The sequence below is a fragment of the Succinimonas amylolytica DSM 2873 genome, assembly GCF_000378405.1.
GTDB lineage: Bacteria > Pseudomonadota > Gammaproteobacteria > Enterobacterales > Succinivibrionaceae > Succinimonas > Succinimonas amylolytica.
Map to the genome: position 1 here is coordinate 143,070 of NZ_KB899640.1, position 26,958 is coordinate 170,027.

The following is a 26,958-nucleotide window of genomic DNA, read 5'->3' on the forward strand; positions in this document are numbered from 1 at the left end:
GAGCAGCTTGCCGCCGAGAAGAAAAAGGCCGAGGAAGCAGCCTCCTCCCTGAACGAGCTACTTGCCGCCGAGAAGAAAAAGGCCGAGGAAGCCGCCTCTTCCCTGAACGAGCAGCTCTCGGCCCAGAAAAAGAAGGCCGAGGAAGCAGCCTCTTCTCTGAACGAACAGCAGTCAGGTCAGAAATAGCTCTGGGAATCCGGGAGAATTTTTTTCCCGGAAACGGAATATGCCTCTGCCCTTCGGGGGTAACTAGGGGCAGGGGCTGATTAAGGAGACGGAAATGAATACAGAAAGGGATACCGGGGAGTCCGGCGGAGAGATGGACGCGATTTTAAAAAAGATCCGGGATTTTGTCAGGAATCTGCCGGAGGATTATCGGATTTTCCTCTGGAATGCGGCTATCTCCCGGGGGAACGAGGGCCGGATTTTCAGCATCGGGGAGATCGATTTTGTGTTCGGGAAGCCTTCGGAAATGCTCCGGTACGATATCCGGAGGTTTGCGGCCTCCGCGCGCTACTTTACGTTTGCCGGAAACTCCCTGGTGAGCTTTTCAGAACTTGGGGATCAGGGCTCTCCTGTTGACGAGATCCGGCTTTCCCGGCAGATTATCGCCTCCTGGAGCTCCGCGGCAGTCCTGTCCCTGGTGTCCGCCCTGAAAAAGCTGGATCTCTGGGACCGTCTCCAGAAGCTTCTCGAGCCGGAAACCGAATACCGGAGCTGCTATATTTCCAGAAATCCCCGGGAGGAGCTGAGTCAGAAGGCCTATCTGTTTCTGGATGATGCTCTGGCTAGCTACCTTGGCGCCAATCCTGACGCCGGAACTGAAGCTTCTGATATGGTTTCTCTCCGCGTTGCCGTCTGGCGAAATCTCTGCTACTACCGTATTGACACTCCCGGCCATGGGATTGACTGCCAGGTGGCAGAGCTCGGGGATATTGCGGGCTGGTTCCCGGAGGAAAATGCAGAGCAGGGCTTTTCCTACGATACCGACCTTCTGAATCAGGAGGAGATGATTTCCGAGGAGGAGATTATCAGAGGTCTTCAGGCAAACTGGAGCCTTTCCGGGGAGCTTCCGGAGCCTGATGAGCTGGGGGATTCCGATGTTACAGCGCTGTATGACACCGAGAGGGGCTGCTATGCGCTCCGGTACCGTCTGGGAGACACGGTGGTGCATCTGGCGCCGCTGACCCGTCAGGAGACCTTTAAGGTGCTGAACCGTCAGCCGGTGGACTATGGCTGGATAAATATTCTTTAGCCATAAGCCCGGAGTGCCGGCTTTGCGGAGTCCGGCATTTCCGGAGACCCGGCGGTTCCGCTGTCCTGGGGCGGACGGTGCTCTTTTTTGCTGTTTTCTTTCTTTTTCTCCCGCTACCGAACCTTGGGGACATCCTTCCAGCTGGTGGTGTATGCCGGGGACAGCCTGGCCTGCCGGGAGATTTTCGGGGCGGCCGCCCCCTGAGCTGCAAAGTAAATGGTGTTCCGGTGCCGGGAGTTAATCCTGTCAATAGTCTCCATCAGCTTCTGGCGCCTGGCGTCTGCGGGGCCCGGCTGCTTTCCCGGATCAAAGAGATCTGTCTGATAGGAGGGCGTCAGGGTAAGATCCCAGAGGATGATGCCGCCCCGGCTGTACCGCACCCCCTGCCTGAAGATATGACGTAAAAGCTGCTCCATGCCGTTAAGCACCGTTACGGTGTCATTGACAGGATGCCCCAGATCCAGTGAGGCGGAATTGCTGTACGGCCGTTCATCGAAGGGGCTTGAGCTTATGAAAACCCCCATGGTTCCGGTGTACTGCCGATCCTCCCGGAGAGCCTGCATGGCATTTATGGCAAGACTGGCCAGGACCTCCCGGAGCTTATTAAAATCGCTGATTCTGTTTCCGAAGGTCCGGCTCCGCATAAGCTGCTTTTTCGGGGCCGGCTGATCCTCCAGGGCAAACACCGCCGTGCCGTTAAGCTCCTGCCAGGTGCCGTACACGGTTTTATTGAAGCAGTTCCGGAGGCGGTATTCGTCTCCCTCGGCAAAATCCAGGGCATTTCCGGCATGGAGCAGCTGCCTGATTTTCGGGGGCAGCCGGGAACCCAGGCCCCAGACATCCTCCAGAGGCGTCCATTTCAGGATGCGCCTTCTCAGGAAATCGTCCTGAATCACCACCGAGCCGCCCGGCAGAAAATGCTTCTTGGCGGCATGGTTTGCAGCCTTGGCCAGGGTTTTGGTGGCGGCCGCGCCCACGCATACCGGAATGCCGGTATTCCTGGTTACCGTCTCCTTGATTTTAAGGCAGTATTCAGGAATATCGTAAAGTCTGTTAAGTCCCGAGAGATCCAGAAAGGATTCGTCCACGCTGTAGTTTTCCAGCCGGGGGCAGAATTCCTCCAGAGTGCTGGTCACCCGGCGGGAGATATCCAGATAAAGCGGGAAATTCGAGCTGAAGGCGGCTACGCGATACCGGCGAACCAGATCCCCGATCTGAAAGAAGGGGGCTCCCATTCTGATGCCGAGAGCCTTGGCTTCATCGGATCGGGAGATGACGCAGCCGTCATTGTTTGAGAGAACCACCACCGGGCGGTTCCTGAGATCCGGTCTGAAAAGCCTCTCGCAGGAGACAAAGAAGTTATTGCAGTCAACCAGCGCAATAATTCTTTCCGGAGAGGCCTGTCCGGAGCTGCTTTCAGAATACATGCTCAATAAGATAGAGAGCGGCAAATGCCAGTAACATGCAGAGCACTGAAACGGTGCCGCCGGCCTTCATAATGTCCTTGTTGGACACTGCTCCGGTGGCATAGGCCAGAGCATTGGGCGGGGTGCTTATCGGCAGTGTCATGGCGAAGCTCATGGCCAGGGCCATAATTACCATGGCATGAGACATCTGAATGCCGGTGTCCGGAGCATTGACCAGTACCGCCATGGCAATCGGAATCATCAGATTGGCGGCAGCGGTGTTGGAAATAAAGTTGGACAGTCCCCAGCCGATGGTGGCAAGGGCGGCAATTATCATAAAGCCGCTGAACTGCGAGTAGTCCACTATATGAGCCAGCTTGTCGGCCAGTCCGGTGGCTCCCAGAGCATTGCCGATGGCGATACCGCCGGCGATGAGCCAGATAACATCCCAGTTCATGCGCTTGATGTCGCTTGTGGTGAGAATGCCGGTGGCGGTATACCCGATAAGGGGTACCAGTGCCACCACATTGCTGTTGATGCCGTGTTTTGATTCGGTCATCCAGAGGAGGATGGTCAGTGCGAAAATCACGTAAACCACAATGGACTTCCAGTCCTTGCTGAACCTGGAATCAATGTTAATGCTGATTTCCGTGGAGCGGAACGGGAACATGAAGTGCAGTACTGCCCAGGCTGCCAGAATGCAGATCACGGCCATAGGGAAGCACATGACCATCCAGCTCAGAAAGTTTATGGAGTTTTCTCCGGAGAGTGCGCTTAGGGCAATGGCGTTGGGAGGGGTGCCTACCGGGGTGGCAATGCCGCCGATGTTGGCGGCGAAGGGAACTGCCAGCACCAGAGCCTTGATGCCGGGATCATCCTTTTTGACCATAGTCAGCACCGGAGCGATCATGGCCAGCATCATTACAGTGGTGGCAGTGTTGCTCATAAACATGGCGAAGATGCCGGTGATGCTCATGATGCCGAGAGTGACCATGCCCGGCTTTTTGCCGAAGGGCTTAAGCAGGATTTTGGCCAGGTTGACGTCCAGCTTGTACTTGGTGGAGGCAATGGCCAGGGCGAAGCCGCCGAGAAACAGGATCAGCACCGGGGAGCTGAAGCTGTTCAGCACGGTCTGATATTTCATCAGGTGCGAGGGATCCACCTTTTTCAGATATGTCATAACCGGAGTAAGCCCGCCGTCCGAGATGAAGATGCAGAGCGATCCGATAATGGTGAGGGAGGTGGCGTATACCGGCATGGGTTCCAGAATCCAGAGCAGAGCGGCTCCCACGAAAATAACCAGGGTGATCTGCTGAATTTCCGTAAGCGGCAGGGTATCAGGCACTACATACGGCAGAAAATAGGTCATTATGCAGATACAGGCGATGATGATCAGCTTTAGCAGATTCATCTTTCGGGCTGCTGCTATTTTATTCTGGTTCTCGGGCCCGTTGGGGGCGGAGGCCGGCTGGTTCTCTGGGGCATCCGCAGGCTGTTTTTGCTGAGCAGCCGCGGCCTTAGCCTTCAGAACCTCTGACGGTGCATCGGTCATGATTCCTTCCTTTAATGCAGTAAAACACGGTAAAGAAAACGCTTAAAAAATTTGTGAGTAATTGTAGTCATCCTTGCTGAAAATGGTTTCTAAATGATTATTGAATCGTGAGCCTAGCGGTACTTTTGTGCTGAACCATTCCCTGTGAATGGGGGAACGCTCACAAAACCCGGCAGATTTCCGAGTTTTCCGGCCAGGTCCGCTTTTTGTTACGGTCTGCAATGATAAAATCAGAAACCGGAAGGCCGGGACGGAACCGGCGGAGTATCTCCCCGGTGCCGGCTTTTCCGAAAACTTACAGGAAAGGAACCCTTATGCTGATAGCGGAATTTATTTTCATGCTGCTTATGCTGTACATCGGCAGCAGATTTGGAGGCATCGGACTCGGACTGGTATCCGGAATCGGTCTTATGATCGAGGTCTTTGTGCTCAGGATGCCCGTGGGACATGCCCCGGTGGATGTTATGCTGATTATTCTGGCGGTGGTGGGCTGTGCCGCTGTTCTGGAGGCTTCGGGCGGTCTTAAGTTCATGCTGCAGATTGCCGAGAGAATTCTGAGAAAGCATCCCCGGCGCATTACCTTCCTGGGGCCGCTGGTTACCTTTATGCTCAGCATCATGCTGGGAACCGGTCATGCGGTATACACCATCATGCCCATTATCGGGGATATTGCCCTTAAAAACAGAATCCGGCCGGAACGTCCCATGGCGGCAGCTTCCGTTGCCTCGCAGCTGGCTCTGACCGGGTCCCCGATATCGGCGGTGGTGGCCTGCTATCTCGGACGGGATGTCATGCAGATCCCCGGACTCGAGAACATCACCCTGGTGGACATTCTTCTGGTAACCTTCCCGGCTACACTTCTGGGGGTTATTGCCATGGCGGTATACTCCAATTTCCGCGGTGCGGAGCTGGATGACGATCCGGAATTTCAAAAGCGGATGGAGGATCCGGAGTTCCGGGAGCAGATAACCGCCACCGGCAAGACCACACTTGATGAAAAGCTGCCGAAGGAAGCCGGAATCGCCGTGGGTATCTTCCTGCTGTCTCTGGTGCTGATCTTCATTATTGCCGTATTCCCCGCTATAAGAACCATTGGCGAGGGGGGCAAGCCCATCTCCATGGGGGTGGTCATCCAGATGGTGATGCTGGCCTTCGGTGCCATTATCATGATTGTTTCCAAAACCCCGGTGGCAAAGGTTCCCAATGGCGTGGTGTTTAAATCCGGAATGACAGCCTGCATTGCCATTTTCGGCATTGCCTGGATGTCCGATACCTATTTCGCCTATGCCATGCCGTCCTTCAAGGAAGCCATTACCGACATGGTCAATCAGTATCCGTGGACCTTTGCCTTTGCGCTTTTTGCGGTGTCCGTAGTGGTGAATTCCCAGGCGGCTACCGCCAAAATTCTGCTGCCGGTTGCCGTGGCCATCGGACTTCCGGCCCAGACGGTAATCGGTCTTATGCCGGCCACCTATGCCTACTTCTTCATCCCGAACTATCCGTCGGATATTGCTACCGTTAACTTCGACAGATCCGGAACCACAAAGATCGGAAAATGGTACTTCAATCATTCCTTCATGGTGCCCGGCCTTATCGGAGTTATCGTGGCCTGTCTTGTAGGACTTGGGCTGGCCCGGATCTTTATATAGGGAGCGGTTTGGAAAGCGGCGGGGCCTGTGCGGAAATACGGCCCGCCTCCGGAAGCCCCGGAAAACGAAAGAGGACGCGGCAGGAAAGGGCCGCGTTTTTGTGTGCTCGGCATGTTCTATATCTGTAGGGTGAAAGTCCCGAACACGACCGCTGGTGGTAAGTGTTAGCGAAATCCCTATGCTGAGTACGATACAAAGTCTTGCCGCATAAGGCTTTGAAGCTTGTGCAGGCCGGCAGGATTATTTCTGCGCTTTGGGCTTTTTGGGTTGGAAGTCGCCCAGAACCGGGGAAGAAAAAAGCCCTTTTTCAAATTCAGGATTTTTGAGAAGGTTTAGTCTGGCAAGGTGAATACTTTGCGCTCCTTCAGATATATTTATGCCATGATTGTGCATTTTTCTTTGTAGAGAGGAATCCTGGTGTCATGTGTCAGGAAATAGTAGTTTTCTGCCTTTGCCTGTGAAAGAAGCAATCGATCAAATGGATCCCTGTGTTTTTTGTCGACTTTAGAGATATCAAGTGAAGAAGCTACCAGGACATGTTTTGCGGATAAGTGCAGCTGGTAAAACCCTGCTTCTGCACAGTATTCTACAAATTGTTCAGGGGTCAAAGTCAGATTGTTTTTTGGACTGTCATGCTTTAGCAGCACTTCCCAAACCGTAACAGAGCTAAAATAGATGGTGTTATCAGGGTCGGATATCAATTCTCTTGCTTTTTGAGAAAGGTTGGAGTGGTTTGCGATGGCCCAGATAGCAATGTGGGTGTCTATGAGAATATTCAAAATAAATCCCCTCCCACGAGTGATTCAATAATCTCATCGCTTCCTGCATCGAGATCCTCAGGGACAACAAACTTCCCTTCCGCAACACCAATGCGTTTTGATGCTGGCGTGGGGCGGATCAGAACAATTTTCACAACAGGCTTTCCGTTCCTTGCTATTTGAACCTCATCTTCCTTTTGACTTTCAACAAGCCTGATCAGCTTTGACAGTTCGGCTTTTGCTTCCCTTACACCAACTTGTATCATAATCGTACCTCCGAAATGATCATATGGTTAATGTGGTCATTGTGACTACATTTTAACTAAAAAGATCTGTCATTGCAAGGTCTTTTTATTATGAAAGAAGCGCCACGGCGGGACGAGCGAAGGCGACGGCCGTCAAGCCGCATTCGGAACGCTGCATTCCCTGGAATGGAGTAGCGGCCCGGATCTCTTCGGCAAGATCCGTTCCGGCCCCGTTAAGCTAGCTGGGTCATGCAGACGCTGGCACAGATCGCTTTGCCCTGATTGCTGGTTTCGCTCTTCACGCACAGGCCTTCAGTTACTTTAGCTCTGGAGATGGCGCGTTTAACCTGATCCATTCGGAATTTTGCCAGTGACTGATCGTTGGGGTTTTCGGCGTATTTGACCTTCCGCGTTATTATCACGTAGATGATCCTGACGATCTTGTGCGCTACTGCCACCTTGGCCTTATTATACCCTTTGCGTTCGCGAAGACGCTGGAACAGGTTTCCGAGGCCGGATCTGTTCTTCTTCTGGTTTGCGCATGCCTGCGCCATGGCCAGGACACACCTGCGGAAGTACTTGTTACCGTGCGTAATCCGCGATGAATAACTCACGCCTGCCGATATATTATTGCCCGGAGCAAGGCCGCTCCAGCTGCTGAACTTCTTGATGGAAGAAAAGCTGGAGAGATCATCGCCAACAATGCAGATGATACCAATCACAGACATATCCTCGGCTCCGGGGATTGTCGCAAGGAGCTCGTACTGATCCTTGTATGAATTGATAACCATGACTTTGATTATGTCGAAAATCTTCTTCATGTGCTCTTCGTAAATCTTCAGCTGCTGCGAACGCATTTGCAGAGTCATGCGAATTGCCGGAGTAATGTTGGATTCAATAGCTTCGCATATCTGATCCAAACCTGCGACAAGCTTCCTGCCGGGGCGCCGGCTCATGATATCCAAAATTTCCCTGATGCGTTTCTTCAGGGCGTCTCCGGTGTCTCCTGTCAGTATTGCATCTAAAATCATCTGGGCAGTTACACCCCGGCTGTTAGAAACAATATTCGCAAACTGGCATCCGTAGTCAGCAAGAGAATTCAGCAGGCTTCTGCGGTTATTCTCGTATTGATGCTTGATCTGCTGAAATGAGGCCCATAATGAACGCAGTTCCCGGATGTCCTTTTTGGGAATAAAGGAATTAGTGAAGCTCCCCATTCTGGCATGTCCGGCAAGGTTCCTGGCATCGCTCCTGTCAGTTTTGCGTCCCTTCAGAGGTTTCAGAATCCTCGGGTTTATGACAATTATGTGATCCCTCGGAAAACCGCTCTTCTCAAGTTCCGTGTAGAGAGTCTTCCAATAGATTCCCGTTGATTCCATGATGATAATGTCAGGATTTTTGCTGCTGCACCAGATCACTAAATTCCTGATGGCATTTAAGGAAGTGCCGGATTCCTTGAATTCTTCGGTGAAAGAACTGCTGCCGAATTCTCCTTTTTGGAAACAGGCTACCATCAAAGTGGAATGCACATCAATACCAATGGCCGAAGAATACATGGCATTGAATGCGGCAATTTGTGATGACCCGGTACTGACTTGCGGCCCGTTATGACTTATAATCATAATTGTAGTCCTCCGATTCAGTTTAGGTGGCTATGCGGAGATGGGCAAGTCTGCGAAAATGAGTTTATACTGAAAAGTATCGGAACAATTTCTGAAAGAAACTGTATCCGCAGCATTTTATTTTACAGAGTGTCGAGCCTCTAAGTATGTATGCGTCTACTCATTAACCCCAGTTTTTCATCAGTATTTTATAAATGCCAAAAAGAGAACAGGGTTTACAGACAAGTCCACCTCCGTCTTTGATCGTATCACTTTTCAAATTTCGTTACCGTGGATGGCCTCCAAGTTTCTCCTTTTACCCCCAAAAAGTATTGTGCTTCATCTCGAAAGCAGGAACATGCTCTATGGCCTTATGGGTTTTCAAGAAGGCAAACTTATGTACCGAACTCTGAAACTTACCACGGCCTGGCGCTTTCTTTCATGGGGTATGTCAGGGATTTAACGGCCAGCCCCTGGGTGATTTTCAACTAGAGAGGGGCATAGTATTCTCGTCAATTCGGAGATAGTTCTTCATTTCCTTGGGGGATATGTCAACACTTCGAAAAGACTCCTGTCAGCAGAAATTCCTATGCTGAGTACGATACAAAGTCTTGCCGCATAAGGCTTTGAAGCTTGTACAGGCTGGCAGGACTACTTCTGCACTTTGGGCTTTTGGAGGCTGGAAGGTGTCCAGAACCGGGGAAGAAAAGGCCCATCACAAAGACAGGCCGTAGGGGGTTAGCAATCGGATGTAAAAGACTTGATGATCACCTCATCCTTATTAGGATTTAACTTGTACATCACAGAGCATTCGTCTTTGAGTTCATGGTATTTGTTAAATCTTTCTGTAAGCTCCATTTTCTCAAATTCTGGATTTAGGAAATAGATGTAAGCGTACCAGTAATCATCATCTTCGTAGGGCAATATACTAAAATCGTTAGCATCAATGCCTACAATTTCATGAATATTATCCATATCCATTGGAACTATATGTCCGTGACAGCTATAGAAGGGATATTCATCAATACTTGCACTACGACTTGAAACATCGCACGTCTTATCAACTCCCTGAATCCGCTTCTGCGCAGGAAAAACCGCAGGAAATCGAGGCGGCGTAAGCCTGATTCTCTATTCTGTCAATGATCCATGGGCTGCTCATCAGAAGCAGCCTTTATTCTCTCAGAATCCGCCCAAATCTCCGCCCAAACATGGTTCACCAGAACCTCTGTCCGCTGGTCAATCAGCGACAGCATTCATCAAAAATCCACTCGCGCATAAAGTCGACGCTCCAAAATCACACGCCACGGGGATCACGAACAACCGGAAATCGGGAATTACTGGAAACTGAGGATCAGGAAGTGAAGAAACGAGGGATCAGAATCGCTTTAAAAGGTGGGCACGAATTTTATCACATAGGGTATAGTAAAGGAAAAAATTTCCAATCGTACACTGCTACATAGATTCCGGAGCCGTCAAGCTGCTCCTTCCGCTCCTCCGGGACAGTGCGTCAGGCGGGAATCACGTTAAGGTCGACTCCCCTGACCGGCTCCTCAGTAACGCCGTAGGGATTCTGACCGATATTGTAAAGATGCCACTGATCTGCGGTCAGGGGATCAGTGATGGCGATATCCTTTTCAACATCCATGTCCGCGCCGTCGGAAAGAGTTACCCGGCATCTTTCGCTGTATGATTTCAGTCTGTCATAGTCCAGGTCATAAGAAGCAAAATAATCCTCCGGGAGAACGTAGAACCACTCGTTTTCTCCGGCCTCCTCCGCAGTTACGGGATTGACCTTCGAAAGTACGCCGTATGAGCAGCTGATGTCCCGGAGACCTTTGTTTGCGGTTACCCCCGGTAAGGCTTTCCGGCAAGGTAATCCCCGTCCCGGAATTCCAGAACGACGTTATTGCCGGAGGAGCTTTTGGATCCGCCGCAGGCCGTCATCATGGTTCCTGCCATAATGACGGTCATGACTGCAGCGGCGCTTCTGGTTAAGCTGAATCTCTTCATGTTCATTATTGGTTTTCCTGTTCTGTATGCGACTGGAGAGGCTCTGATCAGGCGGCCAAAGAATGCCCTGAGCAGGCTCCTTCCTACCTCAGATCCGGTTTAAAGCCGTAGCCGTATGATTCCGACACCTTAATAACGCCGGGGATCTTCCGAAGATCCTCCCGCATGGTTTTCCAGGTCTCATAGTCGGACACCGGCACCTCATAAAGCCGGGAGGACAGCTTCACGGCACGGTACTCCTCCGGGATCGCGCAGGGAGCCTTGCGGGCGCATTTGACAAAGATGCGGTCAAGGATAAGGCAGCCCTGTCCGTTATTTTTCTGACATAGGCCAGGTGCCGGGGATTCTTCTCTCCCGGCACCACGCTGTATTAGGTCTGAATTCAGTCTTCAGGACTTCGTAAATTTACAGGGCGCTGCCTGCTCAATAATAGCATTTCTTCTTTCACTAGACTGCGACTATCGCCGCACCGGCGGACAGTATCCCGTCCGGTGCAGGCCCCGGAAAATCCCGGAATTTCCGGTGAAGATTATTCCCGCTCCCGGTCTTCCTTTTCCAGTCTGCCGAGACAGGTACGGAGATTGTCGGAAAGATCATCCAGGGAGGACTTCCAGGCTTTGTTAAGCGCCTCTACCAGATTGTCATAGCCGTCGCCGTTCTGGTTTTCCGTACGGGAGATGCTGCCGTGGCATATCAGAGTCCGGCCCCTGATGATCTGCCAGTCGAATTCGGTATGGACGGTGCCGTCGTAAATTCCCCGGAAATCCCGGACGTTCATCTGCAAAACGGGACAGTCATCCCGTCCCTGAACGCAGATGTTTTCACCGAAGCTGTATTCCGGAAGATTTTTCCGGATCCGGAGTACCAGGGAGTTGGTCAGAATGCTTCCGAGACTGGCAATCCACTTGTTGCGGTTGGTCTGGGTAACCTCGTTGGGGCCGGTCTGAAACAGGATGGACTGGGTATCGAGATAATCAGGCAGTGTCACATTGTTTACCCGAACCGGTTTCCCGGAGCCGGCGTCCACGGTCTGGCGGGTAAAGCCGTCCAGATCGTAGTAATGATAGAGGCTCTCGGAGCTTGAGGAGCAGCCGGCGCTCAGCACCAGGGCTGCGGTCAGGGACAGAATTGCGGGGAATTTCATTTCTTCTTGTTCTCCTTCTTGCCGGCGGGAACGGGATCCTGACGGTCGTATGAGAATACCAGGGAATTGGTCTTTTCGTTTACCTTGGTTACTACGGGCTTGACCCCCTTGAGGGTGCTGTTAAGCTCCTTGACAGCCAGGGAAAGCTCCCGGTACAGGGCGGAATCGCTGCTGTAGGAGCTCATGATTGCCTGAACCTCCTTGAGGGTGTTCAGCATTTCCTGGGATACGTTTTCCTTATGAAGCTTCTCCGCTATGGCGTTGATATTGCTGGTGAGGGCGTTTATTTCCAGAGCGGTGTTCTGGAAGTTCTTCAGAAGCTGGTTGACGTTATTGGCCAGATCCTCCATGGGCAGCGTGGCCAGCTTATGGGTGAATCTGCTCAGATCGTCCTGAATGGTACTGAAGCTCTTGTCCAGGGACGGGATAACCTGGTAGCCGTGATACGGAGCGTTGAAAACCAGCCGGTTGGCGGCGGGATCCACATCGCTCTGGAGATCAATGCACTTCTTGCCGGTCAGAATATTCATATTTTCGACGGAAGCGGTAAGGTTCTTGTTCTTTATCAGGTTGTCGATGTCCTGCCGGATTTCCTCGATGCTTTCCAGGGAGCTCTTTTCAAAACGCTCCTGCTGGATGCCGATCAGCACGGCGGTGTATTTTGAGTAATCATGGAAAATGCGGTAATTCTCCGGGAAGTAGGGCATTTTCTTGACCACGCCGACCTGAACTCCCTTGAAAAACACCGGAGATTCCGCCTGCAGTCCCCGGTCCGGGAAGGGCAGAAAAATAATGTAGTTGAGCGTGCGGTTCTGGGCATAGGTGGGAACAATGCTGAGCCGGTCATTATAGAGGACAAACACATGATCGTTGTGCACGGGAACGTCGTCATCCTCGTTAAGGCTGTTTCCCTCGATATTGTCGAAGCTTATACCGCCGCTGATGATGTTTTCTATGGAGTCGGTATCAACCTTGAGTCCGTCCGGTCCCATGGAAAAGGTAATACCGCTGGAGATCCAGAACTTGGTTCCCGAATCGATGATGCTCGCGTACGGCTCGGCCACGAATACCCGGTAGTTCATGATCTGCTTCTCGAAATCATAGTTGGCATCCAGAACATGGCCGGCTTCAATACCCTTGAATTTCAGGGCGCTGCCGGGAGATACCTTTTTCAGGGATTCTGAATGCAGTGTCAGATAAATGCCCTTGTCATCGGTGGCCAGAGGCGGGTCATCCATTACGGTAAACATTCTGGAGGGCTTGGGGCTGTTTCCCGGAGAAAGCTCGATGTAGTAGCCGGAAAGCAGGGTGTCAAGTCCGGATACGCCCTGACGATCTATGCGCACCTTCTGAATCCAGAAGCGGGAGTCATCACGGACGAGATCCTCGGTTCCCGGGTTCATGCGGGCAATGGCCACCACGTTTTTCCGGTCCTGGGACAGTGAAATGCTTTCGATTTTTCCCACATTTACACTGAGAGCCTTGATGGCGGTTTTTCCGGCTTCAATGCCGTCCGCTTTTGAAAGAATAAGAGTGATTTCCGGTCCCTTGTTGAAATGGGAGCGGTAGATCAGGGTTCCCGCGATGATCAGGGCGACGATGGGAACAGTCCAGATAAAGGAATACAGCTTTTCCCTTTTTACGGTGAGGATCTTATCCATCTCTTGCAATATCTCCTGGAATTAGTAAATCTTTTGCCGGAGCAGCCATTTGCGGTCAGTTAACTGTTCATTTCCGGCTGCCTTTTCATAAATCTGCTTTCTGCACATTATGCATTCCGTTATGCGGTGCTTAGCAGTATTCTCTGATTTTCCTGTTTTTTCTATTCTATTTTGTTTGCTCTTATTTCTGTTTTGTTTTTTGTATGGCTTTTATCTGCTGTTCTTCCTGTGTTTGCAGTTTTTTCAAAAAAACTCCCGGTATTATCATGTCTCCGGACTCCTTTGTCTGTGGCTGTGGCGCTATGCGGGATGCGGAACCTTTCCGGATTCCGGTACAGCATTCTCGTCCGGGCTTCTGTCCTCCGGCGTTCCCTCCCCTGTATCCCGGGAGGTTCCGGCATTTTTCCGTTCCCTTCCGTAGCCCCATAACAGCCGGGGATCAAAGGATCTGGCTGCAATCATGGTCAGGATCACCACAGCCGCGAAGGAGATCATGGCCGATCCGGCGTAAATGGTCATCAGGTTCTGCACCCGGACAATGGTTGCCATAATGGCCACCACGAACACGTCTACCATGGACCATTTTCCGATAAACTCCACCACGCGGTAGATTACTGAGAGAAAAAGCCGGTTTCTGGTTTTGCGGAGCTTTTTCACCGACCAGCAGAGGTAGAGGAGCAGCAGTATTTTCATAATGGGAATGAAAATACTGGCAATCAGGATCACCGAGGCTACGAAATAGGATCCCATGCCCCACAGCACGATAACGCCGTCAATAACCGTGGATTCCGAATCGCTGCCGAGATAGGTGGTGATCATCATGGGATAGATGTTGGCCGGAATATACATCACAATGGCAGCCAGCGTGAAGGCCAGGGTTTTGCCCAGAGACTGGGAGGAGCGATCCCGGATGCCGGTGCCGCAGCGGTGGCATGAGGTTTCGGTTCTGATGTCCAGAATTTCGCCGCAGCAGGAGCAGGCGCAGAAATCCTGGGGCTCGGCCCGGATGCCGGACTCCGGAATCCGGCTGCCGGGCGTTTTTGTATGGGGAACGTAGAAGTTCCACATTTCCTCCTCGCTGAACCGGCTTACTGCCAGAAGGTAGAAGATGGCAAAGGCAAAGAAGGTCCAGAATCCGGCTCCGTACTGGATGCTTACCAGGCTGATCAGCTTGATGAGGCTTACCAGAATCCCCACCATAAAAACCTCTACCATGCTCCATTCCACATTGAAGTGCAGAATTTTAAGGAGGAGCGGCATGAAGAAAAATCTTTTTCCCAGAATTTTTCCCAGGTCTCCCGCAATAATGGTCAGGAGAGTCAGAAGCGGCAGCAGCTGCATGAAGAGAAAGATGATGAAGCTGGCCGCCCACATGTTCTGGGCCCCCAGAACCGTGGTATAGTCCAAAACCTGCATTCCCTGTTCGATGCCCGCTGCGGAAATCGATATAAAGGGAAGCGAATCGGTAGCAAACATGAAGAATATGGCCGACAGGGCATAGCAGAGAGACACCTTGGAGGGGCGTACACGATAGTGATGAACGGCATTGTGGCATCTGGGACAGTATCCCACAAAATGACCCTCTTTGCGGGGAATTTCCAGTACCAGATCGCATTGCCCGCAGATTAATTTTTCAGGCGTGTCGGACATATGAAAAGAATCAGCTGATTGAACCGGGTGCTATTATAAAAGAAATAGGGCGTTTTGGGGATTTTTTAGACATTCCGGCTATTCCGAAGGGGACGGACCGCGGTTTTCGGCACTGCCTGAAGCTTCCGGCTGCGATCCTGCGGACGATGATAATCGGCGGAGATTTTTTCGGAATTCCTAAAATCACCGCCGTCTCACGGTTTGCCGGCACGAAATAAATATAATGTACGTATCGTGTATTGTTGCAGATCATGAATATGTTTCGTGAATGTAGGGGAGTTTATATGCATTCCCGGTTTTATGCAGGATTGCTTTCGGTGCTTTCCGTTCTGGCTGCGAATCTGGCGCTGGCGGAGGGGGCTGGTACGGTTCCGGCGGAGGGGGCTGGTACGGCCGTGGCTCCGGAATCCGGAAATAATACTGACTGCTGTCAGAATATCTGCGGCGGAGAGAGTCTGAAATTCGATGGTCCGGGGCTTCCCGGAACCAGGGATTTCCTTCGGGCTTTTTCGGAAAGATATCCGGATCCGCAGATTGCGGCCTGGCTCAGTCTTAAAAATCTCCCGGATGCCAGTCCTGAAAGCGTGCAGTATCCTCCGGATGATGAGGAGGAGATCGGAGACGATGATTCCGGAGAGGCTCCCGAACTTTCCGATCAGATTTCGGAGTTTTTCTCGGCCCGGATGTACAAAGCTCCGGAAAACGGCCGGTTTTTTGCTCTTTCCATATCCTATGCAGGGGAACCCTTCGCCGGGAATTTCTGCTTTTTCCGCTATGATGACGCTGCCCGGGAGTTTGTTCCTGCCGGGGATTTCCCGAAACGGAGATATGACGGCTTCCAGGGGCTTCATTACCGGTATCTTATCGGAGACAGCGGCAGCATCTCCCTGGAAACCTTCTTTATGTATGACAAAAACGGCGTGCCGCTCTATTCCCTGGAACAGGTTTTTGAATGGGATGGCAGCGAGTTTGCGGAAAAGCTGCCGACTCTTTATACCGGAAGAAAGCTGCTGTCTCCGGCCTCTCCGGACGGAAAATGGGATCGGCTGGCTCTCTATGATATTGACGGCGACAGTATTCCGGAAATCTTTCTTTCCCTTTCCGATACCGGGGCCAGGGATGTTTTTTATGGCAACGGCAGGACGGACCGGCTGTCGGTAATGAAAACAGTTCCGGCGGAGTTTCTGTTTACGGGGAACGGGGTCGTGGCCCGGGATGCCTCCGGTCTCAATGTCTCGTATACGCTGCTCCGGAACAGTGCTCCGGACGGCCGGCTTACGGTTTCCTGTCAGGATGCCGCGGCCCCGGAATCCTGTGTCATGAGACTCAACGGCAGCCGGGCAGCTGAGGATCAGGCTGCGGAATTTCTGGCGGGATTCGCCGAAGCGGTACCGGCAGTCCCCGATTATATAAGCATTCAGGGGGTGGTTACCGAGGAGGTTCTCGAGGATGAGGACGCTGCGGAGCCGGGTCCGGAAGACGTCGGTGAGGAACCGAAGGCAGATTAGATTTTTGAAGGGACGGTATTCTGTACCGGGAAATTCAGAAAGATATGGAATAGAGATCATCAGGAAATTGACAATGAAAAACTTGTGCAGATTTGGTCTGGCAGTGCTGGCTCTGGCCGCGGTAACGGCCGGGGGGGAAGCGGTCTCCGGTGAGGAGGAGTCCTCCGGAGAGCAGTTCTACTATCAGCCGGCATGCCTTAAGGAAAAGCTTAAGGCCGGGACCGCAGGTACTCCCGGTCTCAGGGATTTTCTTCAGGCATTCGCGGATAAATGGAAGTCTCCGGGGGTACAGGATTACCTGAAAAACAGCAGTGAGCCCGACAGTTCATACTGGGTGAAGTACCCTTCAGAGCGAGCGGAGGATGAAGTACCCCCGTTCGGGGAAGTCTTTTCCGCCCGGAGCTACCGTCATGCGGATCATTCTCATTTTTTTGCCATGCTCATCAGCACTGTTGATGAAGAAATGCGGGAGACTGCTTCCTTCTGCTACTATCGCTTTGACGGCAAGACCCGGGAATTTGTTCCCGCTGTGCTTTTTGACAGCCGCAATGATAATTTTATAAGTGTCGATAACGCATATCTTATTTCTGAAAACGGCGATATTGTCAGATCTGCCGGTTTCCTTTACGACGAAAGCGAGTTCCCGCTTTATGCGCTGGAGCAGCAATATGTCTGGAAGAGCGGGAGCTTTGATCCCCGGCCGCCGGTACTGATTTCTCCCGTGAAACTGCTTTCCCCCGCTTCTCCGGACGGGAAATGGGATCGCCTCTCCCTGACGGATATCGACGGTGACGGGATTCCGGAAATCTTCCTCTCCCGATCCGATACCGGAGCTCAGGACGTGTTTTTTGGAAACGGCGCTATGGGGCGTCTTTCAGGAATTTCTGCCGTGCCGGCTTCTTTTCGGGTTTCCGGGAATGGTATTGCAGTCAGTGATGCCTCCGGGCTCAATGTTTCCTATACCGAGATTAAGGACAGTACCCCCGGGCGGATGCTGACCCTGTCATGCCGGAATGACTCCAGTGCCAAAAACGGCAAAGCCTGCCGGAGCCTGCTGGACGGCAGGGAGGTTTCCGAAGAGAAGGCCGCTATGTTTATAGCCGGGCTGGCTGTTTCCCGGGAACTCAGGCCGGATTACAGTGCTATCCGGGAGGTGCAGACTGCCGGGAATGACGGGGGTGGCGCAGATTAAAGCTGCCGGTATCAGGAATGATTACGGGTAATCTGCAGATATTTTTCAGGAGAAGACTGACACAGTATGACTGGCAGGAATGTTCAGAAACCGGATAATGGCAGTGCAGCCGGAAAGTCCGGGGCTGCAGATTTCGGCAGTATCCGTTCCGGCAAACTGACCTATACGGTGAAATGGGTCAAAAATGGCATTTACAGGTATTTTTATCTTACCTGCCCCTCATGCGGTGCGGTGTCTATGTTTGCGGTCAGTCATCCCCGTCCGGAGGATATTCTGAATCCCGGGGATGTTCCCGAAGCCGAAATGCCTGAGAACGATCACTGTTTTAAGGCGTCCGGGTATGGAGATCCCGTGGTGTGCTGCAAAAAATGCGGGGATCTGTTCTTTAACCGTTATGTTCTGGATCCCCGGATTTTTCCGAAGCCCGAGAGCGCTGCCCGGAAATGTTTGCGGGAATGCCGTCCCCTGATCCTGTCCGGACTCGGGGTGCTTGCTTTTTTTACGATCTGCTATTTCATACTGATTCTGGACTGGAATCCTGCGGAGCCCTTAACGCCGGAGCAGGTGATTTTTCTGGATACCTGCGTGAGATTTGTGTTTACGCTGCTTCAGGTGGGGCTCATGGTTTTCATAGGTATCGAAATATACAGCGCGTGTGAAAAAAATCTCGGCCGGCTGAAATCCCCGTCTTTTTTTCCGGAGGAGCCGGGATACCTGGAGCTTCTCGTGCGGATGGGCGTGGCAGTGCCGCAAAAATTTCTGGAGGCCATAAAGAGGAATGACCCGGCGCGGATCGCCGCAGTGGTTCCGGCTGTTCCCAATTATACAGAGCTTCCTGACGGGAAGCGGCTTTACCGGAAAATTTTCGGGCGCTGTTCCTGCTGCGGTGCCGGGCTTTGCAGCTCCGGAGACTTTTCTCTGAGACTGGGACGGACCATCAGGGTCTGTCCGGAGTGCCGGGAGGAGTACTATGATCCTGATTTCCGGGAAATTTCCCGGGAGGCCGCGCCCCGTGATTTCTACAGGAAGGCCCGGGAGACGAATCAGGATGCCAGAGCGGGAATGAGGATAATCTATATCTATGACCTGCTGTTTGCTCTTGGGGTCGGGTTATATTTTCTTCACTTCGCAGGCGTTTTTAACAGTTCGGAGCGTATACGGGATAGTTTTCCGGAATTCTCTCTGGTAATGTACATGACGGTATACATCTTTCTCCTTCTGATTGCCTGGGAGCTTCTCCGGGAAAATTTCAGGATTTTCCGGGAAACCGCCTACCCGGAAAGCCGGTTTTCAGAATGGTTAAAGGATTCGGAAAAAAGGTTCCGGAATCCGGTCTATGCCCAAAAGTATGATCTGGGAAGAAAGGCCTTTGATTCCGGAGCCTGCCAGGGAGGCGCCACCCAGGAATAAAAGGAGAAACGTATTCCCGAAAGCCACGTTTCCCTGATGGCCGGAGGCGGCTGTCAGGGGGCAGAAACGGCTTCGGAATTCCGCCAGTCCCGAAATGTTCGATCCCGGGAGCAAAATGTACTTCAGGGGCTTCATTTATAGCTGCTTTTCCGGTATGTTTCCGGGAATACTGCCTGTGGCTGACAGATGATTATCGTGTGGCGGAGTTCAGCCGGTTCCGGCGGAGTCCGGCCGGAATCTGCAGCGAGACAGGGGGGATTCAGATGGGGTTCAGAGGGGCTCCGGAATAGGAGGGACTGCTATGCGTTTTCTGTTTGTATCCGATTCCTTCAGGGGGTCGTTATCAAGTGCCGAGACTGCTGAATATCTTGCCCGGGCCGCCAGGGAGGTATTCGGGGAGGACGTGATCTCTGAGGGAATTCCTGTTGCGGATGGCGGAGAGGGGACTCTGGACGCAGTCTGGCATGCTGCTGGCGGGAATTTTATTGAAATGACGGTTACCGGTGCGGCCGGCTATCCTGTCACCGCCCGCTACCTCGGTCTGGATCGGAAGCGGGCGGTAATAGAGATGGCGGAGGCCTCCGGGCTGGCCAGACTTCCGCGGGAATTCCGGAATCCCCTTTATACCTCCAGTACGGGAACCGGCGAGCTTATAAAAGATGCTCTTAAGCGCGGTTTTTCGGATATCACGGTTGCCCTGGGCGGAAGTGCCACCAATGACGGCGGTATGGGGGCTCTGACGGCTCTGGGAGTGGTGTTTCGGGATATGCAGGGCCGGAAGCTTGCCGGCCGGGGAACGGATCTGGCACAGGTGCGGGATATTGATGTTTCGGGGCAGGATCCCCGGCTCCGGGATGTCCGTATCCGGGTAATGACCGATGTCCGGAATCCTCTTACCGGCCCCGGAGGCGCCACTATGGTTTTCGGCGCGCAGAAGGGCGGTACTCCGGAGATGCTGGAGGAGCTGGAAAACGGGATGTGTAACTACCGGGAACGGATTATTGCAGCTACGGGCCGGGATCCCGATGACCTCCCCGGGGCTGGTGCTGCCGGAGGACTGGGGGCGGCACTGGGAGTCCTGGCGGGGGGCCGGCTGGTGTCCGGAATTGACACGGTGCTGGACCTCATTGATTTTGAGGAGCGGCTGGCCGGGGCGGATCTGGTGATTACCGGAGAAGGCTGCACGGATCGGCAGAGCTGTTGCGGCAAGGTGATGCAGGCTGTCGGAGAACGGGCCCGGAAAAGCGGTGTTCCGGCAGTGGGGCTTTCCGGATCCCTGGGAGCCGGCGGGCTGGAGATTATGGATCACGGCATTGCCTCGGTAATGACCGCTGTGGCCGCCCCGATGACACTGGAGACGGCGCTTGCCAGGGCTCCGGAGCTTTACTATTCTGCGGCTCTCCGCATGTTCCGGTTTCTCAGAACCGGAATGGCGATGGGCCGGAAGATCTGACGATTATTTTGGGACGGCTGTGGCAGCGGCCGAAGGAGAATACCATGGGAACATATGCCAATATTACGGTTAAGCTTGCAGACGGCAGTCAGGAATATCTTCAGACGGGCGAAGGGCATCCCTCGATTCTGGGCCGGGATCTGGTAAGCGCCGGTTTCTGGCGCCGGACCCCCAGGGGAATCAGTGCCGAGGAAGAAGGTGCTGTCATGGATTTTTTCTGCGAGGAGATGGGAGCCTCCGAGGGGCATCTGGACAATGCGGACTATGAGTATTTCATAGATCCGGAGGATCTGTTCCGGTGCTATTACCGTGATACTCAGGAGCCAGATCAGGTCAGGCATCCTCTGATCAGTGCCTTTGTGGACAATGAGGATGTCGAAAACGCTGATATCAGGGATCTGTTCCGGCAGCTGTTTGAGGATTTCGTGAAGAAAACCGGGGAATTCGGAAAGGAGGCAGCAGTTTCGGTTTCCGGAGCAGCTTCTGAATCTCCGGAAGTCCTGGATGCTGCCATGCCGGACGTACCGGAAAATCCCCATAGTCCCGACGCATCTGAGACCGCCGCCCCTGAAAAGCCGGCAGAGGATACCGTAGCCGGTTCCCTGGAGAGCTGCACGGCGGCCGGGGAAGGCATGGAATCTTCCCAGGAGGCGCCGGAAGCCGGTGAGGTTCCCCCTGCGGATCCTGCTCCTGGTAATGTTCCGGAGGAAGCTGAGAAGCAGGAACAGGCCGTGCCGTCTTCCGGGGAGCCGGTATCCGAAGCAGCCGGTGAAGCCGGGACAGAGCCGGAGTCCGGGATTTCCGATCCGGATACGCCTTCTCCCAGATGGGTGAGCCGCTATTTTGAGATTGCCGGTCTGGTGGGAACCTGGTCCAAGGATCCTTCTACCAAGGTGGGGGCGATCATCGTCGGGGACAAGGGGCAGATCATTTCGCAGGGCTACAACGGTTTTCCCAGAGGAGTGAAGGATTCTCCGGAGCGGTACAACAACCGGGAGCTTAAGTACCGGCTGGTGGTTCATGCCGAGATGAACGCCATTCTGAACGCGCTGTATAACGGGTCATCGGTGGTGGGAGCCTCTATCTACATTCATAATCTTCCGGTATGTCAGGAGTGTGCCAAGGCCATTATTCAGGCGGGGCTGGCCCGGGTGTTTATCGATACCAGCGTGAACGAGCGCTGGGGGGATGCCTGGGAGATATCCAAGACGATGTTCAGTGAAGCCGGGGTCAGGTGCTATTACTTTGATCGTGAAGCCTTGAAGGTGGAGAGGATTATCTGAGACTGCAGTTGTAATAGCAGATATAATTATTATGTGTTAGATCTTGATCTCTCCTGAGAGTATCCCGCTGTTTTTCTTAAAGAACCCCCGGAAAGAACCGGGGGCGCAGAGAAGAACCGGATTTTAAATTGGAGCGCTTCCGGAATCCGGCTTGCGCTCAAACTTGCCGGTCCTTATTTATAGAACGCCTGTACTGCCTGGTAGAGGCTGTAGATATCATACTTGGCTGCCAGCTCAAACGGCGAATGCATGGCCAGAATGGGCACTCCCAGATCCACCACGCTGATGTCAAAGCGGGCAATGTAGAGAGCCACTGTGCCGCCGCCGCCAGCGTCAACGGCGCCCAGTTCACCGATCTGCCAGGTTACGCTATTCTTGTTGAAGATGCGGGTAACCAGTGATAAAAGCTCAGCGCTGGCATCGTTGCTGCCGGACTTGCCCCGGGCTCCGGTGTACTTGGTAAGCACGCAGCCGTGGTTGATTTTGCAGCTGTTGCTCTCGTCATAAACGCTGGCGAAATTCGGGTCAAAGGCTGCTCCCACATCGGTGGACAGGGCGTTTGAGGCTCTTAATATGGTATTCACATCGCCCTGACAGACCTCCGCCAGATCCTCAATAAAGTTCAGCATGAAATCCGAGCTCATTCCGGTGGGACCGTAGGAGCCGATCTCCTCCTTGTCCGCGAAAACGGTCAGGGTGGTGTATTCCGGTCTTTTGGCTTCCAGTTCGGCCATAAAGGCTCCGAAGGCGCATACCCGGTCATCCTGGCCGTAGGATCCGATGAGGCTTCTGTCCAGACCGACCTCCCGGGCCTGCTGCGCCGGTACCAGCGAAAGCTCTGCCGTCAGAAGATCCTTCTCGGTGAAGCCGTACTTTTCATTAAGAAGTCTGAGGAGATTCAGCTTTACGGCATCCTTGATGGTGTCATCACCGTCCTTTTTGTCGTCCTTCTTGCTGTCTTCCTTTTCTGCGCGGTAAGGCAGGGTGGCGCCGATGGCCTGGAGTGTTTCGCCCTTAATGCCGTCCTTAAGCTTGAGCTCATTCTGCACCTGGGCGAGATGCGGCAGAAGGTCGGTAATGTAGAATACCGGATCCTCAGGGTCCTCGCCGATATTGACGGTCACCATGGTGCCGTCATCCCTGGCCACGACGCCGTGGAGCGCCAGAGGGATGGTGACCCACTGGTACTTTCTGATGCCGCCGTAGTAATGGGTTTTCAGGTAGGCGATTTCATTCTTTTCGGAAACCGGGAAGGGCTTGAGATCCAGCCGCGGGGAATCTACGTGGGAAACGGTGATCCGGAGTCCTTCGTTCAGCGGCCTTTTACCGATGGTGCACATAATAAGCGCCTTGTTCCGGTTTACGAAAAAAAGCTTGTCTCCCGGGGCCGGGGCATTCTTTTTCACGGTGGTGCCGATATAGTCTGCCTTGCGGAATTCCTGATAGTCGTGTTTATTGAGAAAGTTCGCAGCGTAGGCGACAAACTCCCGTTCCGTCTTGCATTTGTCCAGATAGTTGCGGTATTCGGCAGCAAATGCATTTACTGCCTTTTCGGAAATTTTCTTGTTTGAGAAGGCTGCCGGGAATTTCCAGGTCAGTTCCTTCTGCAGTTTTTTGGCGTTACTCATAAAAATAGGATCTCCTGAAGCAAGTGGCTGTGTGCCATTATGGAAAATAGTGCCGCCAGCGGATGAAATCAAGGCTTAGCGCTTAAAATCAGCTGAAAACACGAGACGTATACCATGTTTTCCGGATCCTTTATGCTATATTTGCATGGCGGTGCTAAAGCCCGGGAATCGGATCAGGACTTCCGGATCCCCTGCAGGATGAGCAGGCAGAGACGGAGTCAGAAAGCTGCCGGCAGGAGATTTACTGGCAGATCTGTTAACCCGAAAAGGCCTCTGGCAGAGATTATTCTTTTGGAGATTCCGGAGTTTTCCTGCGGAAGTTTCCGGAAATTACGGTGAAGTATTCGGCATGATGTTCTGGGTTCCGGTAAGCGAATATATTCTGGAGTTTGTATCTCATGAAGAGATCAGATTTCCCGGAATGGCAGGAAGCGCCTTTCGGGGTGTTTTCGGGCACTGTCTCCGGAAGGAGTGCTGCGTCACCGGACTTCAGGACTGTTCCCGGTGCCAGATACTGGCAGTCTGTCCCTACAACCTTATTTTTGAACGGGCGGTTCCGGCTGAGGGGGATACGGAGATCCGGGACGACACGGCCAAGCCCTACATTTTTGAAACGGTTAATCTCAGCAATCAGACCTCCGGTGCCGGGGAACGCTTCTCCATCCGGGTAAAGCTGTTCGGGGTGGAATCCTTTTACATGAGGTACATCATAAATGCCATGGCGGCGGCCGGCAGAATGGGGGTTGGGGCCGAACGAAGACATTTTCATCTGGACCGGGCAGTGCAGGTAGCAGCGGATGGCCTTACTACGGTTTTCCGAAAAAACGCGCCGCGTTTTTTTGACCTTCGCGATTCCTTTATGCCTATCAGGTGTCCGGACAGCGCCAGCGAAATTCAGGTGATTATTCCGGAGAATATGGCTCTTATCCTGAAAAAGCGGCATTCCGCAGGCGGCAGTAAAAGAGGGGTGCCCATTGTACCGGATGATTTTACGGCCAGAAAGTTCCTGACCACGGCAGTGCGCAGAACTCTCAGTCTTTATGAGCATTACTGGCAGAAGAAAAAGGCCCCGGTTACGCTGCCGTTCCGGACACTGCCGGAGGAGAAGCTGCGGGAGCTGGCCTCCGGAATTGCACTGGCCGATACGGCGATTTTTCCGAGAGTCTGTACCAGGTATTCCAACCGGGCCCGCCAGAAAACCAGTCTTACCGGTTTTTACGGAAGTTTTACCCTGAAGGGGGATCTTGGCCCCTTCATTCCCTACATCTGGTTTTGTGCGGTCTGCCATCTGGGGAGCTACAGTATTCTGGGGCTGGGCGGGTACGCAGTTAGGGTGATCCGGTAGGCACAGTCAGCAGAAGCTGCTGCCGGCAGAACTCCTTTCTGCCCGTGAATAGCGGGGATCATGCTGATTTTTCGGGAAGAAGCGGGCGGTTTTTCGGCTGTCAGACCTTCCGCATAAGGAGATTGAGCCATTTTTCATCCTTCCGGTCCGGACGGGCATCGCCGCTGATCCAGGAGTCCTCAATAATCATTCCGGAATGCTCTGCCAGAAGGCTTTTGAAGCTCCGGGCGGTAAAATCGGTAAAAAACCGGCCGTTTCTCATTCCGGAAAATGTCCCGTATTTGAAGGAGGCGTACATTAGTCCCCGGGGCCGGAGAGCCCGTTCCGCCTTTCCGAAAACCGGTCCCAGTTTTTCGGCCGGCAGGTGCAGCAGCGAGGCGCAGGCCCAGATCCCGTCAAACTCGTTTTCATAATCCAGATTCCCGAAAAGCAGCGTTCTTACCTGAAGTCCGGTATTCCGGGAGGCGATACGGCACATTTCGGGAGAGCCGTCTGCAGCCGTTACCCGAAAGCCCCGCTTCAGAAAATAAAGGCTGTCCCGGCCGGACCCGCACCCCAGATCCAGAATGGCGGCACCCGGAGGCAGAAGCTCCAGAAAACGGTTTGCCATTTCCGAAAAATCAACGCCGACGGTGGCTTTGGAAAATGCTTCGGCATTGACGCGATAATACTCCAGGGTAGAGTCGGTCATTTTTACGAAAGCTCCTTTCATTGGAAATCTCCCCGGTAATTCTATCACGGAGCCGTGTCCGGAATGCAGGATCTATCCTGAATACGGACCGGAATAATCATGTTCTCAGTTGCGGAATAATGGAGCTTCGGCCGGTTTGGAGATGTTCTGTATAAAGTGCCATGTTTCCCACAGGCAATTGCAAATATCATGATGATTTTAAAGATGATACCGCCCCTTGAATGACGCCATGTGCCTGCATTATTTTGTAAAAAATATTGATAATTAAAATTTATCTTAAAAACATTTTGTATGTTTTCGGTATTGTGCTAGTATTTGTGCTCGCCGGATTATTCGATTGCTTTAAACTTGATAAGGTTCTATAACGCTTTAATTGATATTTAATTGCTAAATTGTTTTATTTTGATGTTAATCTATATCACTATAAAAATGATAAATTCAAGAATACTGCGTTAAAAACAGTGTCAGGGAGAGAGCATGTTCCGGACAGGTTTTAGCTAAACAGAATGCAGGGCATGCTGTATAAGGAACAGACAGGTGAAAAAGAAAATAAATACCGTTATTGCAAATACCATGATAGCCACGAATGGCAGGGGGCTTACCCAAAGAAAACGTCCCCGGAAGAAAAAGTGTGCGGGGGCAGAAAGCAGCCCGGAGTCTCAGGTTATCTCCAAATCAGGAACAAGTGCTCCTAAGCAGGGCAGGAAAATCAGGAACTCGTACGATGCCGTTGCGAAGAGTCTCATCCAGCATAAAATTATTCTGGCGAACGTTCTCAAATACGGAATTGAGGAATTTTCCGAATATTCGGTTCCGGAGCTTGAGAAATGTATTGAGGATGTCTATGAGCTTGACAGCAAGGCTGTTGATCCGGATACCCCAGACGCTGACAGCAAATTTGTGTGTGTTAATACCGAAGACTCTTCTTCTGCTGACGGACGGGTGACGTATGATATTCTGTTTAATGTTCGGCATCCCGGCGCCGCAGGAAAGGTCTTGCTGATGATAAACGTTGAAATTCAGCCTGTGGAGAAACTCGGGTATCATCTGATTTCCCGTAGCATATACTACATGGCCCGGCTGATTTCCCAGCAAAAAAATACCGTATTCAGTTCTTCTGATTACGATTCCATAAGAAAGGTATATTCTCTCTGGCTGCGACCTGCGCTTCATGGAAAAAACTCGCTGGTGGAGTTTGGTCTGGAGGCGATAAGAAATTTCGGACCTGCCGCGGAGCTCGACGAAGAATTCAGGCAATATTATGACAAAATGCGGATTGCCATAATTACTTTCAGTAATGAAGATTCAGAGAATCGGGAAAAAATTGTTAAATTTTTATCTGCGTTGCTAATTGATGACAAAATACTTGCTGAACGCCGGAAAATATTGGAACATGAATTCAGTATTCCGATGACAAAGGAAATATCAGAGGAGCTGGAGCTTATGGGCAGTATGAGCAGCGCTATTGCAAAATGGCACATGGAAGAAGGGCTGGCCAAGGGGCGTGAAGAAGGCCG

At 52.5% G+C, this 26,958-nt stretch carries 24 protein-coding genes; 10 read left to right on the forward strand and 14 right to left on the reverse strand.

Annotation, left to right across the window (positions count from 1 at the left end; all coding sequences use genetic code 11):
- Positions 1 to 186, forward strand: a 186-nt coding sequence (locus F557_RS22815) for a hypothetical protein (RefSeq protein WP_026297975.1), incomplete at its 5' end; no start/stop codon positions are given.
- A gap of 94 nt (positions 187 to 280) precedes the next feature.
- The gene (locus F557_RS0116160) at positions 281 to 1,255 is read left to right on the forward strand and encodes a hypothetical protein (protein WP_019003250.1); all 975 of its coding nucleotides are present in this window, start codon (positions 281 to 283) and stop codon (positions 1,253 to 1,255) included.
- 113 nt (positions 1,256 to 1,368) lie between these two features.
- On the opposite strand, the gene F557_RS0116165 is transcribed toward F557_RS0116160, so the two are convergent.
- On the reverse strand, positions 1,369 to 2,682 hold the full coding sequence (locus F557_RS0116165; protein WP_019003251.1) for a Y-family DNA polymerase: 1,314 nt from the start codon (positions 2,680 to 2,682) through the stop codon (positions 1,369 to 1,371).
- Positions 2,672 to 4,213: an SLC13 family permease gene (locus F557_RS0116170; protein ID WP_019003252.1), complete on the reverse strand. Its 1,542-nt coding sequence runs from the start codon at positions 4,211 to 4,213 to the stop codon at positions 2,672 to 2,674. The genes F557_RS0116165 and F557_RS0116170 overlap by 11 nt, the downstream gene beginning before the upstream one ends.
- A 314-nt stretch (positions 4,214 to 4,527) precedes the next feature.
- Here F557_RS0116170 and F557_RS0116175 point away from each other — a divergent pair, with 314 nt between their 5' ends.
- Positions 4,528 to 5,862, forward strand: a complete 1,335-nt coding sequence (locus F557_RS0116175) for an anaerobic C4-dicarboxylate transporter (RefSeq protein WP_026297978.1) — start codon at positions 4,528 to 4,530, stop codon at positions 5,860 to 5,862.
- Between the two features lie 374 nt (positions 5,863 to 6,236).
- Here the strand turns inward: F557_RS0116175 and F557_RS0116185 are convergent, their stop codons facing one another.
- The 10 genes from F557_RS0116185 to F557_RS0116250 form a co-directional block, all read right to left on the reverse strand.
- Entirely contained in the window at positions 6,237 to 6,641 is a 405-nt protein-coding gene (locus F557_RS0116185) for a type II toxin-antitoxin system VapC family toxin (protein ID WP_019003255.1), read from the reverse strand.
- On the reverse strand, positions 6,638 to 6,886 hold the full coding sequence (locus F557_RS0116190) for a type II toxin-antitoxin system Phd/YefM family antitoxin (RefSeq protein WP_019003256.1): 249 nt from the start codon (positions 6,884 to 6,886) through the stop codon (positions 6,638 to 6,640). Before F557_RS0116190 ends, F557_RS0116185 begins: the two co-directional genes overlap by 4 nt.
- A 212-nt stretch (positions 6,887 to 7,098) precedes the next feature.
- Positions 7,099 to 8,487 (reverse strand): IS110 family RNA-guided transposase, encoded by a 1,389-nt coding sequence (locus F557_RS0116195; RefSeq protein ID WP_157617718.1) that lies wholly within the window; start codon positions 8,485 to 8,487, stop codon positions 7,099 to 7,101.
- Positions 8,488 to 9,204: 717 nt separating this feature from the next.
- Positions 9,205 to 9,447: a hypothetical protein gene (locus F557_RS0116200; protein WP_019003257.1), complete on the reverse strand. Its 243-nt coding sequence runs from the start codon at positions 9,445 to 9,447 to the stop codon at positions 9,205 to 9,207.
- A 526-nt stretch (positions 9,448 to 9,973) separates the two neighbouring features.
- Entirely contained in the window at positions 9,974 to 10,111 is a 138-nt protein-coding gene (locus F557_RS22425) for a hypothetical protein (RefSeq protein ID WP_019003259.1), read from the reverse strand.
- A gap of 200 nt (positions 10,112 to 10,311) precedes the next feature.
- Positions 10,312 to 10,482, reverse strand: coding sequence for a hypothetical protein (locus tag F557_RS22430; protein WP_157617932.1), 171 nt, complete (start codon positions 10,480 to 10,482; stop codon positions 10,312 to 10,314).
- Between the two features lie 77 nt (positions 10,483 to 10,559).
- The gene (locus F557_RS22820; RefSeq protein ID WP_019003262.1) at positions 10,560 to 10,703 is read right to left on the reverse strand and encodes a hypothetical protein; all 144 of its coding nucleotides are present in this window, start codon (positions 10,701 to 10,703) and stop codon (positions 10,560 to 10,562) included.
- 302 nt (positions 10,704 to 11,005) lie between these two features.
- Positions 11,006 to 11,620: a PqiC family protein gene (locus F557_RS0116230; protein ID WP_019003263.1), complete on the reverse strand. Its 615-nt coding sequence runs from the start codon at positions 11,618 to 11,620 to the stop codon at positions 11,006 to 11,008.
- A complete protein-coding gene (locus F557_RS0116235) occupies positions 11,617 to 13,281 on the reverse strand; it encodes a PqiB family protein (protein WP_019003264.1) in 1,665 nt (554 codons plus the stop codon). Before F557_RS0116235 ends, F557_RS0116230 begins: the two co-directional genes overlap by 4 nt.
- A gap of 300 nt (positions 13,282 to 13,581) precedes the next feature.
- On the reverse strand, positions 13,582 to 14,931 hold the full coding sequence (locus tag F557_RS0116250) for a paraquat-inducible protein A (RefSeq protein ID WP_019003265.1): 1,350 nt from the start codon (positions 14,929 to 14,931) through the stop codon (positions 13,582 to 13,584).
- 284 nt (positions 14,932 to 15,215) lie between these two features.
- On the opposite strand from F557_RS0116250, the gene F557_RS0116255 reads away from it, so the two are divergent.
- The 5 genes from F557_RS0116255 (at position 15,216) to F557_RS23135 (ending at position 21,777) form a co-directional block, all read left to right on the forward strand.
- Positions 15,216 to 16,439 carry a hypothetical protein gene (locus tag F557_RS0116255; protein WP_019003266.1) on the forward strand — a complete coding sequence of 408 codons (1,224 nt, stop codon included), beginning with the start codon at positions 15,216 to 15,218 and terminating at the stop codon, positions 16,437 to 16,439.
- Positions 16,440 to 16,512: 73 nt separating this feature from the next.
- On the forward strand, positions 16,513 to 17,631 hold the full coding sequence (locus tag F557_RS0116260) for a hypothetical protein (protein WP_019003267.1): 1,119 nt from the start codon (positions 16,513 to 16,515) through the stop codon (positions 17,629 to 17,631).
- 66 nt (positions 17,632 to 17,697) lie between these two features.
- On the forward strand, positions 17,698 to 19,041 hold the full coding sequence (locus F557_RS0116265) for a hypothetical protein (protein ID WP_019003268.1): 1,344 nt from the start codon (positions 17,698 to 17,700) through the stop codon (positions 19,039 to 19,041).
- Positions 19,042 to 19,342: 301 nt separating this feature from the next.
- Positions 19,343 to 20,494, forward strand: a complete 1,152-nt coding sequence (locus F557_RS0116280) for a glycerate kinase (protein ID WP_019003271.1) — start codon at positions 19,343 to 19,345, stop codon at positions 20,492 to 20,494.
- A 44-nt stretch (positions 20,495 to 20,538) separates the two neighbouring features.
- Positions 20,539 to 21,777, forward strand: coding sequence for a deoxycytidylate deaminase (locus F557_RS23135; RefSeq protein ID WP_019003272.1), 1,239 nt, complete (start codon positions 20,539 to 20,541; stop codon positions 21,775 to 21,777).
- A gap of 173 nt (positions 21,778 to 21,950) precedes the next feature.
- Here F557_RS23135 and F557_RS0116290 read toward each other — a convergent pair whose 3' ends face one another.
- On the reverse strand, positions 21,951 to 23,405 hold the full coding sequence (locus tag F557_RS0116290; RefSeq protein WP_019003273.1) for an aminopeptidase: 1,455 nt from the start codon (positions 23,403 to 23,405) through the stop codon (positions 21,951 to 21,953).
- Positions 23,406 to 23,754: 349 nt separating this feature from the next.
- Between F557_RS0116290 and cas6 the strand changes: the two genes are divergently transcribed.
- A complete protein-coding gene (gene cas6 / locus F557_RS0116300) occupies positions 23,755 to 24,750 on the forward strand; it encodes a CRISPR system precrRNA processing endoribonuclease RAMP protein Cas6 (RefSeq protein ID WP_026297980.1) in 996 nt (331 codons plus the stop codon).
- A gap of 100 nt (positions 24,751 to 24,850) precedes the next feature.
- On the opposite strand, the gene F557_RS0116305 is transcribed toward cas6, so the two are convergent.
- A complete protein-coding gene (locus F557_RS0116305) occupies positions 24,851 to 25,441 on the reverse strand; it encodes a class I SAM-dependent methyltransferase (protein WP_211209599.1) in 591 nt (196 codons plus the stop codon).
- A 537-nt stretch (positions 25,442 to 25,978) separates the two neighbouring features.
- On the opposite strand from F557_RS0116305, the gene F557_RS22825 reads away from it, so the two are divergent.
- Positions 25,979 to 26,958 (forward strand): hypothetical protein (locus F557_RS22825; RefSeq protein ID WP_019003278.1); only part of this gene is annotated, 980 nt, incomplete at its 3' end.

Excerpts from the sequence above, each read along its gene's own strand:
- F557_RS0116260 (WP_019003267.1), top strand. The coding sequence starts at position 16,513 with ATGAAAAACTTGTGCAGATTTGGTCTGGCAGTGCTGGCTCTGGCCGCG.
- F557_RS22430 (WP_157617932.1), bottom strand. The coding sequence starts at position 10,482 with ATGAACATGAAGAGATTCAGCTTAACCAGAAGCGCCGCTGCAGTCATG.
- F557_RS0116250 (WP_019003265.1), bottom strand. The coding sequence starts at position 14,931 with ATGTCCGACACGCCTGAAAAATTAATCTGCGGGCAATGCGATCTGGTA.
- F557_RS0116290 (WP_019003273.1), bottom strand. The coding sequence starts at position 23,405 with ATGAGTAACGCCAAAAAACTGCAGAAGGAACTGACCTGGAAATTCCCG.
- F557_RS23135 (WP_019003272.1), top strand. The coding sequence starts at position 20,539 with ATGGGAACATATGCCAATATTACGGTTAAGCTTGCAGACGGCAGTCAG.
- F557_RS0116195 (WP_157617718.1), bottom strand. The coding sequence starts at position 8,487 with ATGATTATAAGTCATAACGGGCCGCAAGTCAGTACCGGGTCATCACAA.
- F557_RS0116235 (WP_019003264.1), bottom strand. The coding sequence starts at position 13,281 with ATGGATAAGATCCTCACCGTAAAAAGGGAAAAGCTGTATTCCTTTATC.
- F557_RS0116175 (WP_026297978.1), top strand. The coding sequence starts at position 4,528 with ATGCTGATAGCGGAATTTATTTTCATGCTGCTTATGCTGTACATCGGC.
- F557_RS0116200 (WP_019003257.1), bottom strand. The coding sequence starts at position 9,447 with ATGGATATGGATAATATTCATGAAATTGTAGGCATTGATGCTAACGAT.
- F557_RS0116230 (WP_019003263.1), bottom strand. The coding sequence starts at position 11,620 with ATGAAATTCCCCGCAATTCTGTCCCTGACCGCAGCCCTGGTGCTGAGC.
- cas6 (WP_026297980.1), top strand. The coding sequence starts at position 23,755 with ATGATGTTCTGGGTTCCGGTAAGCGAATATATTCTGGAGTTTGTATCT.
- F557_RS0116280 (WP_019003271.1), top strand. The coding sequence starts at position 19,343 with ATGCGTTTTCTGTTTGTATCCGATTCCTTCAGGGGGTCGTTATCAAGT.
- F557_RS0116265 (WP_019003268.1), top strand. The coding sequence starts at position 17,698 with ATGACTGGCAGGAATGTTCAGAAACCGGATAATGGCAGTGCAGCCGGA.
- F557_RS0116165 (WP_019003251.1), bottom strand. The coding sequence starts at position 2,682 with ATGTATTCTGAAAGCAGCTCCGGACAGGCCTCTCCGGAAAGAATTATT.
- F557_RS0116160 (WP_019003250.1), top strand. The coding sequence starts at position 281 with ATGAATACAGAAAGGGATACCGGGGAGTCCGGCGGAGAGATGGACGCG.
- F557_RS0116170 (WP_019003252.1), bottom strand. The coding sequence starts at position 4,213 with ATGACCGATGCACCGTCAGAGGTTCTGAAGGCTAAGGCCGCGGCTGCT.
- F557_RS0116190 (WP_019003256.1), bottom strand. The coding sequence starts at position 6,886 with ATGATACAAGTTGGTGTAAGGGAAGCAAAAGCCGAACTGTCAAAGCTG.
- F557_RS0116305 (WP_211209599.1), bottom strand. The coding sequence starts at position 25,441 with ATGACCGACTCTACCCTGGAGTATTATCGCGTCAATGCCGAAGCATTT.
- F557_RS0116255 (WP_019003266.1), top strand. The coding sequence starts at position 15,216 with ATGCATTCCCGGTTTTATGCAGGATTGCTTTCGGTGCTTTCCGTTCTG.
- F557_RS22425 (WP_019003259.1), bottom strand. The coding sequence starts at position 10,111 with ATGGATGTTGAAAAGGATATCGCCATCACTGATCCCCTGACCGCAGAT.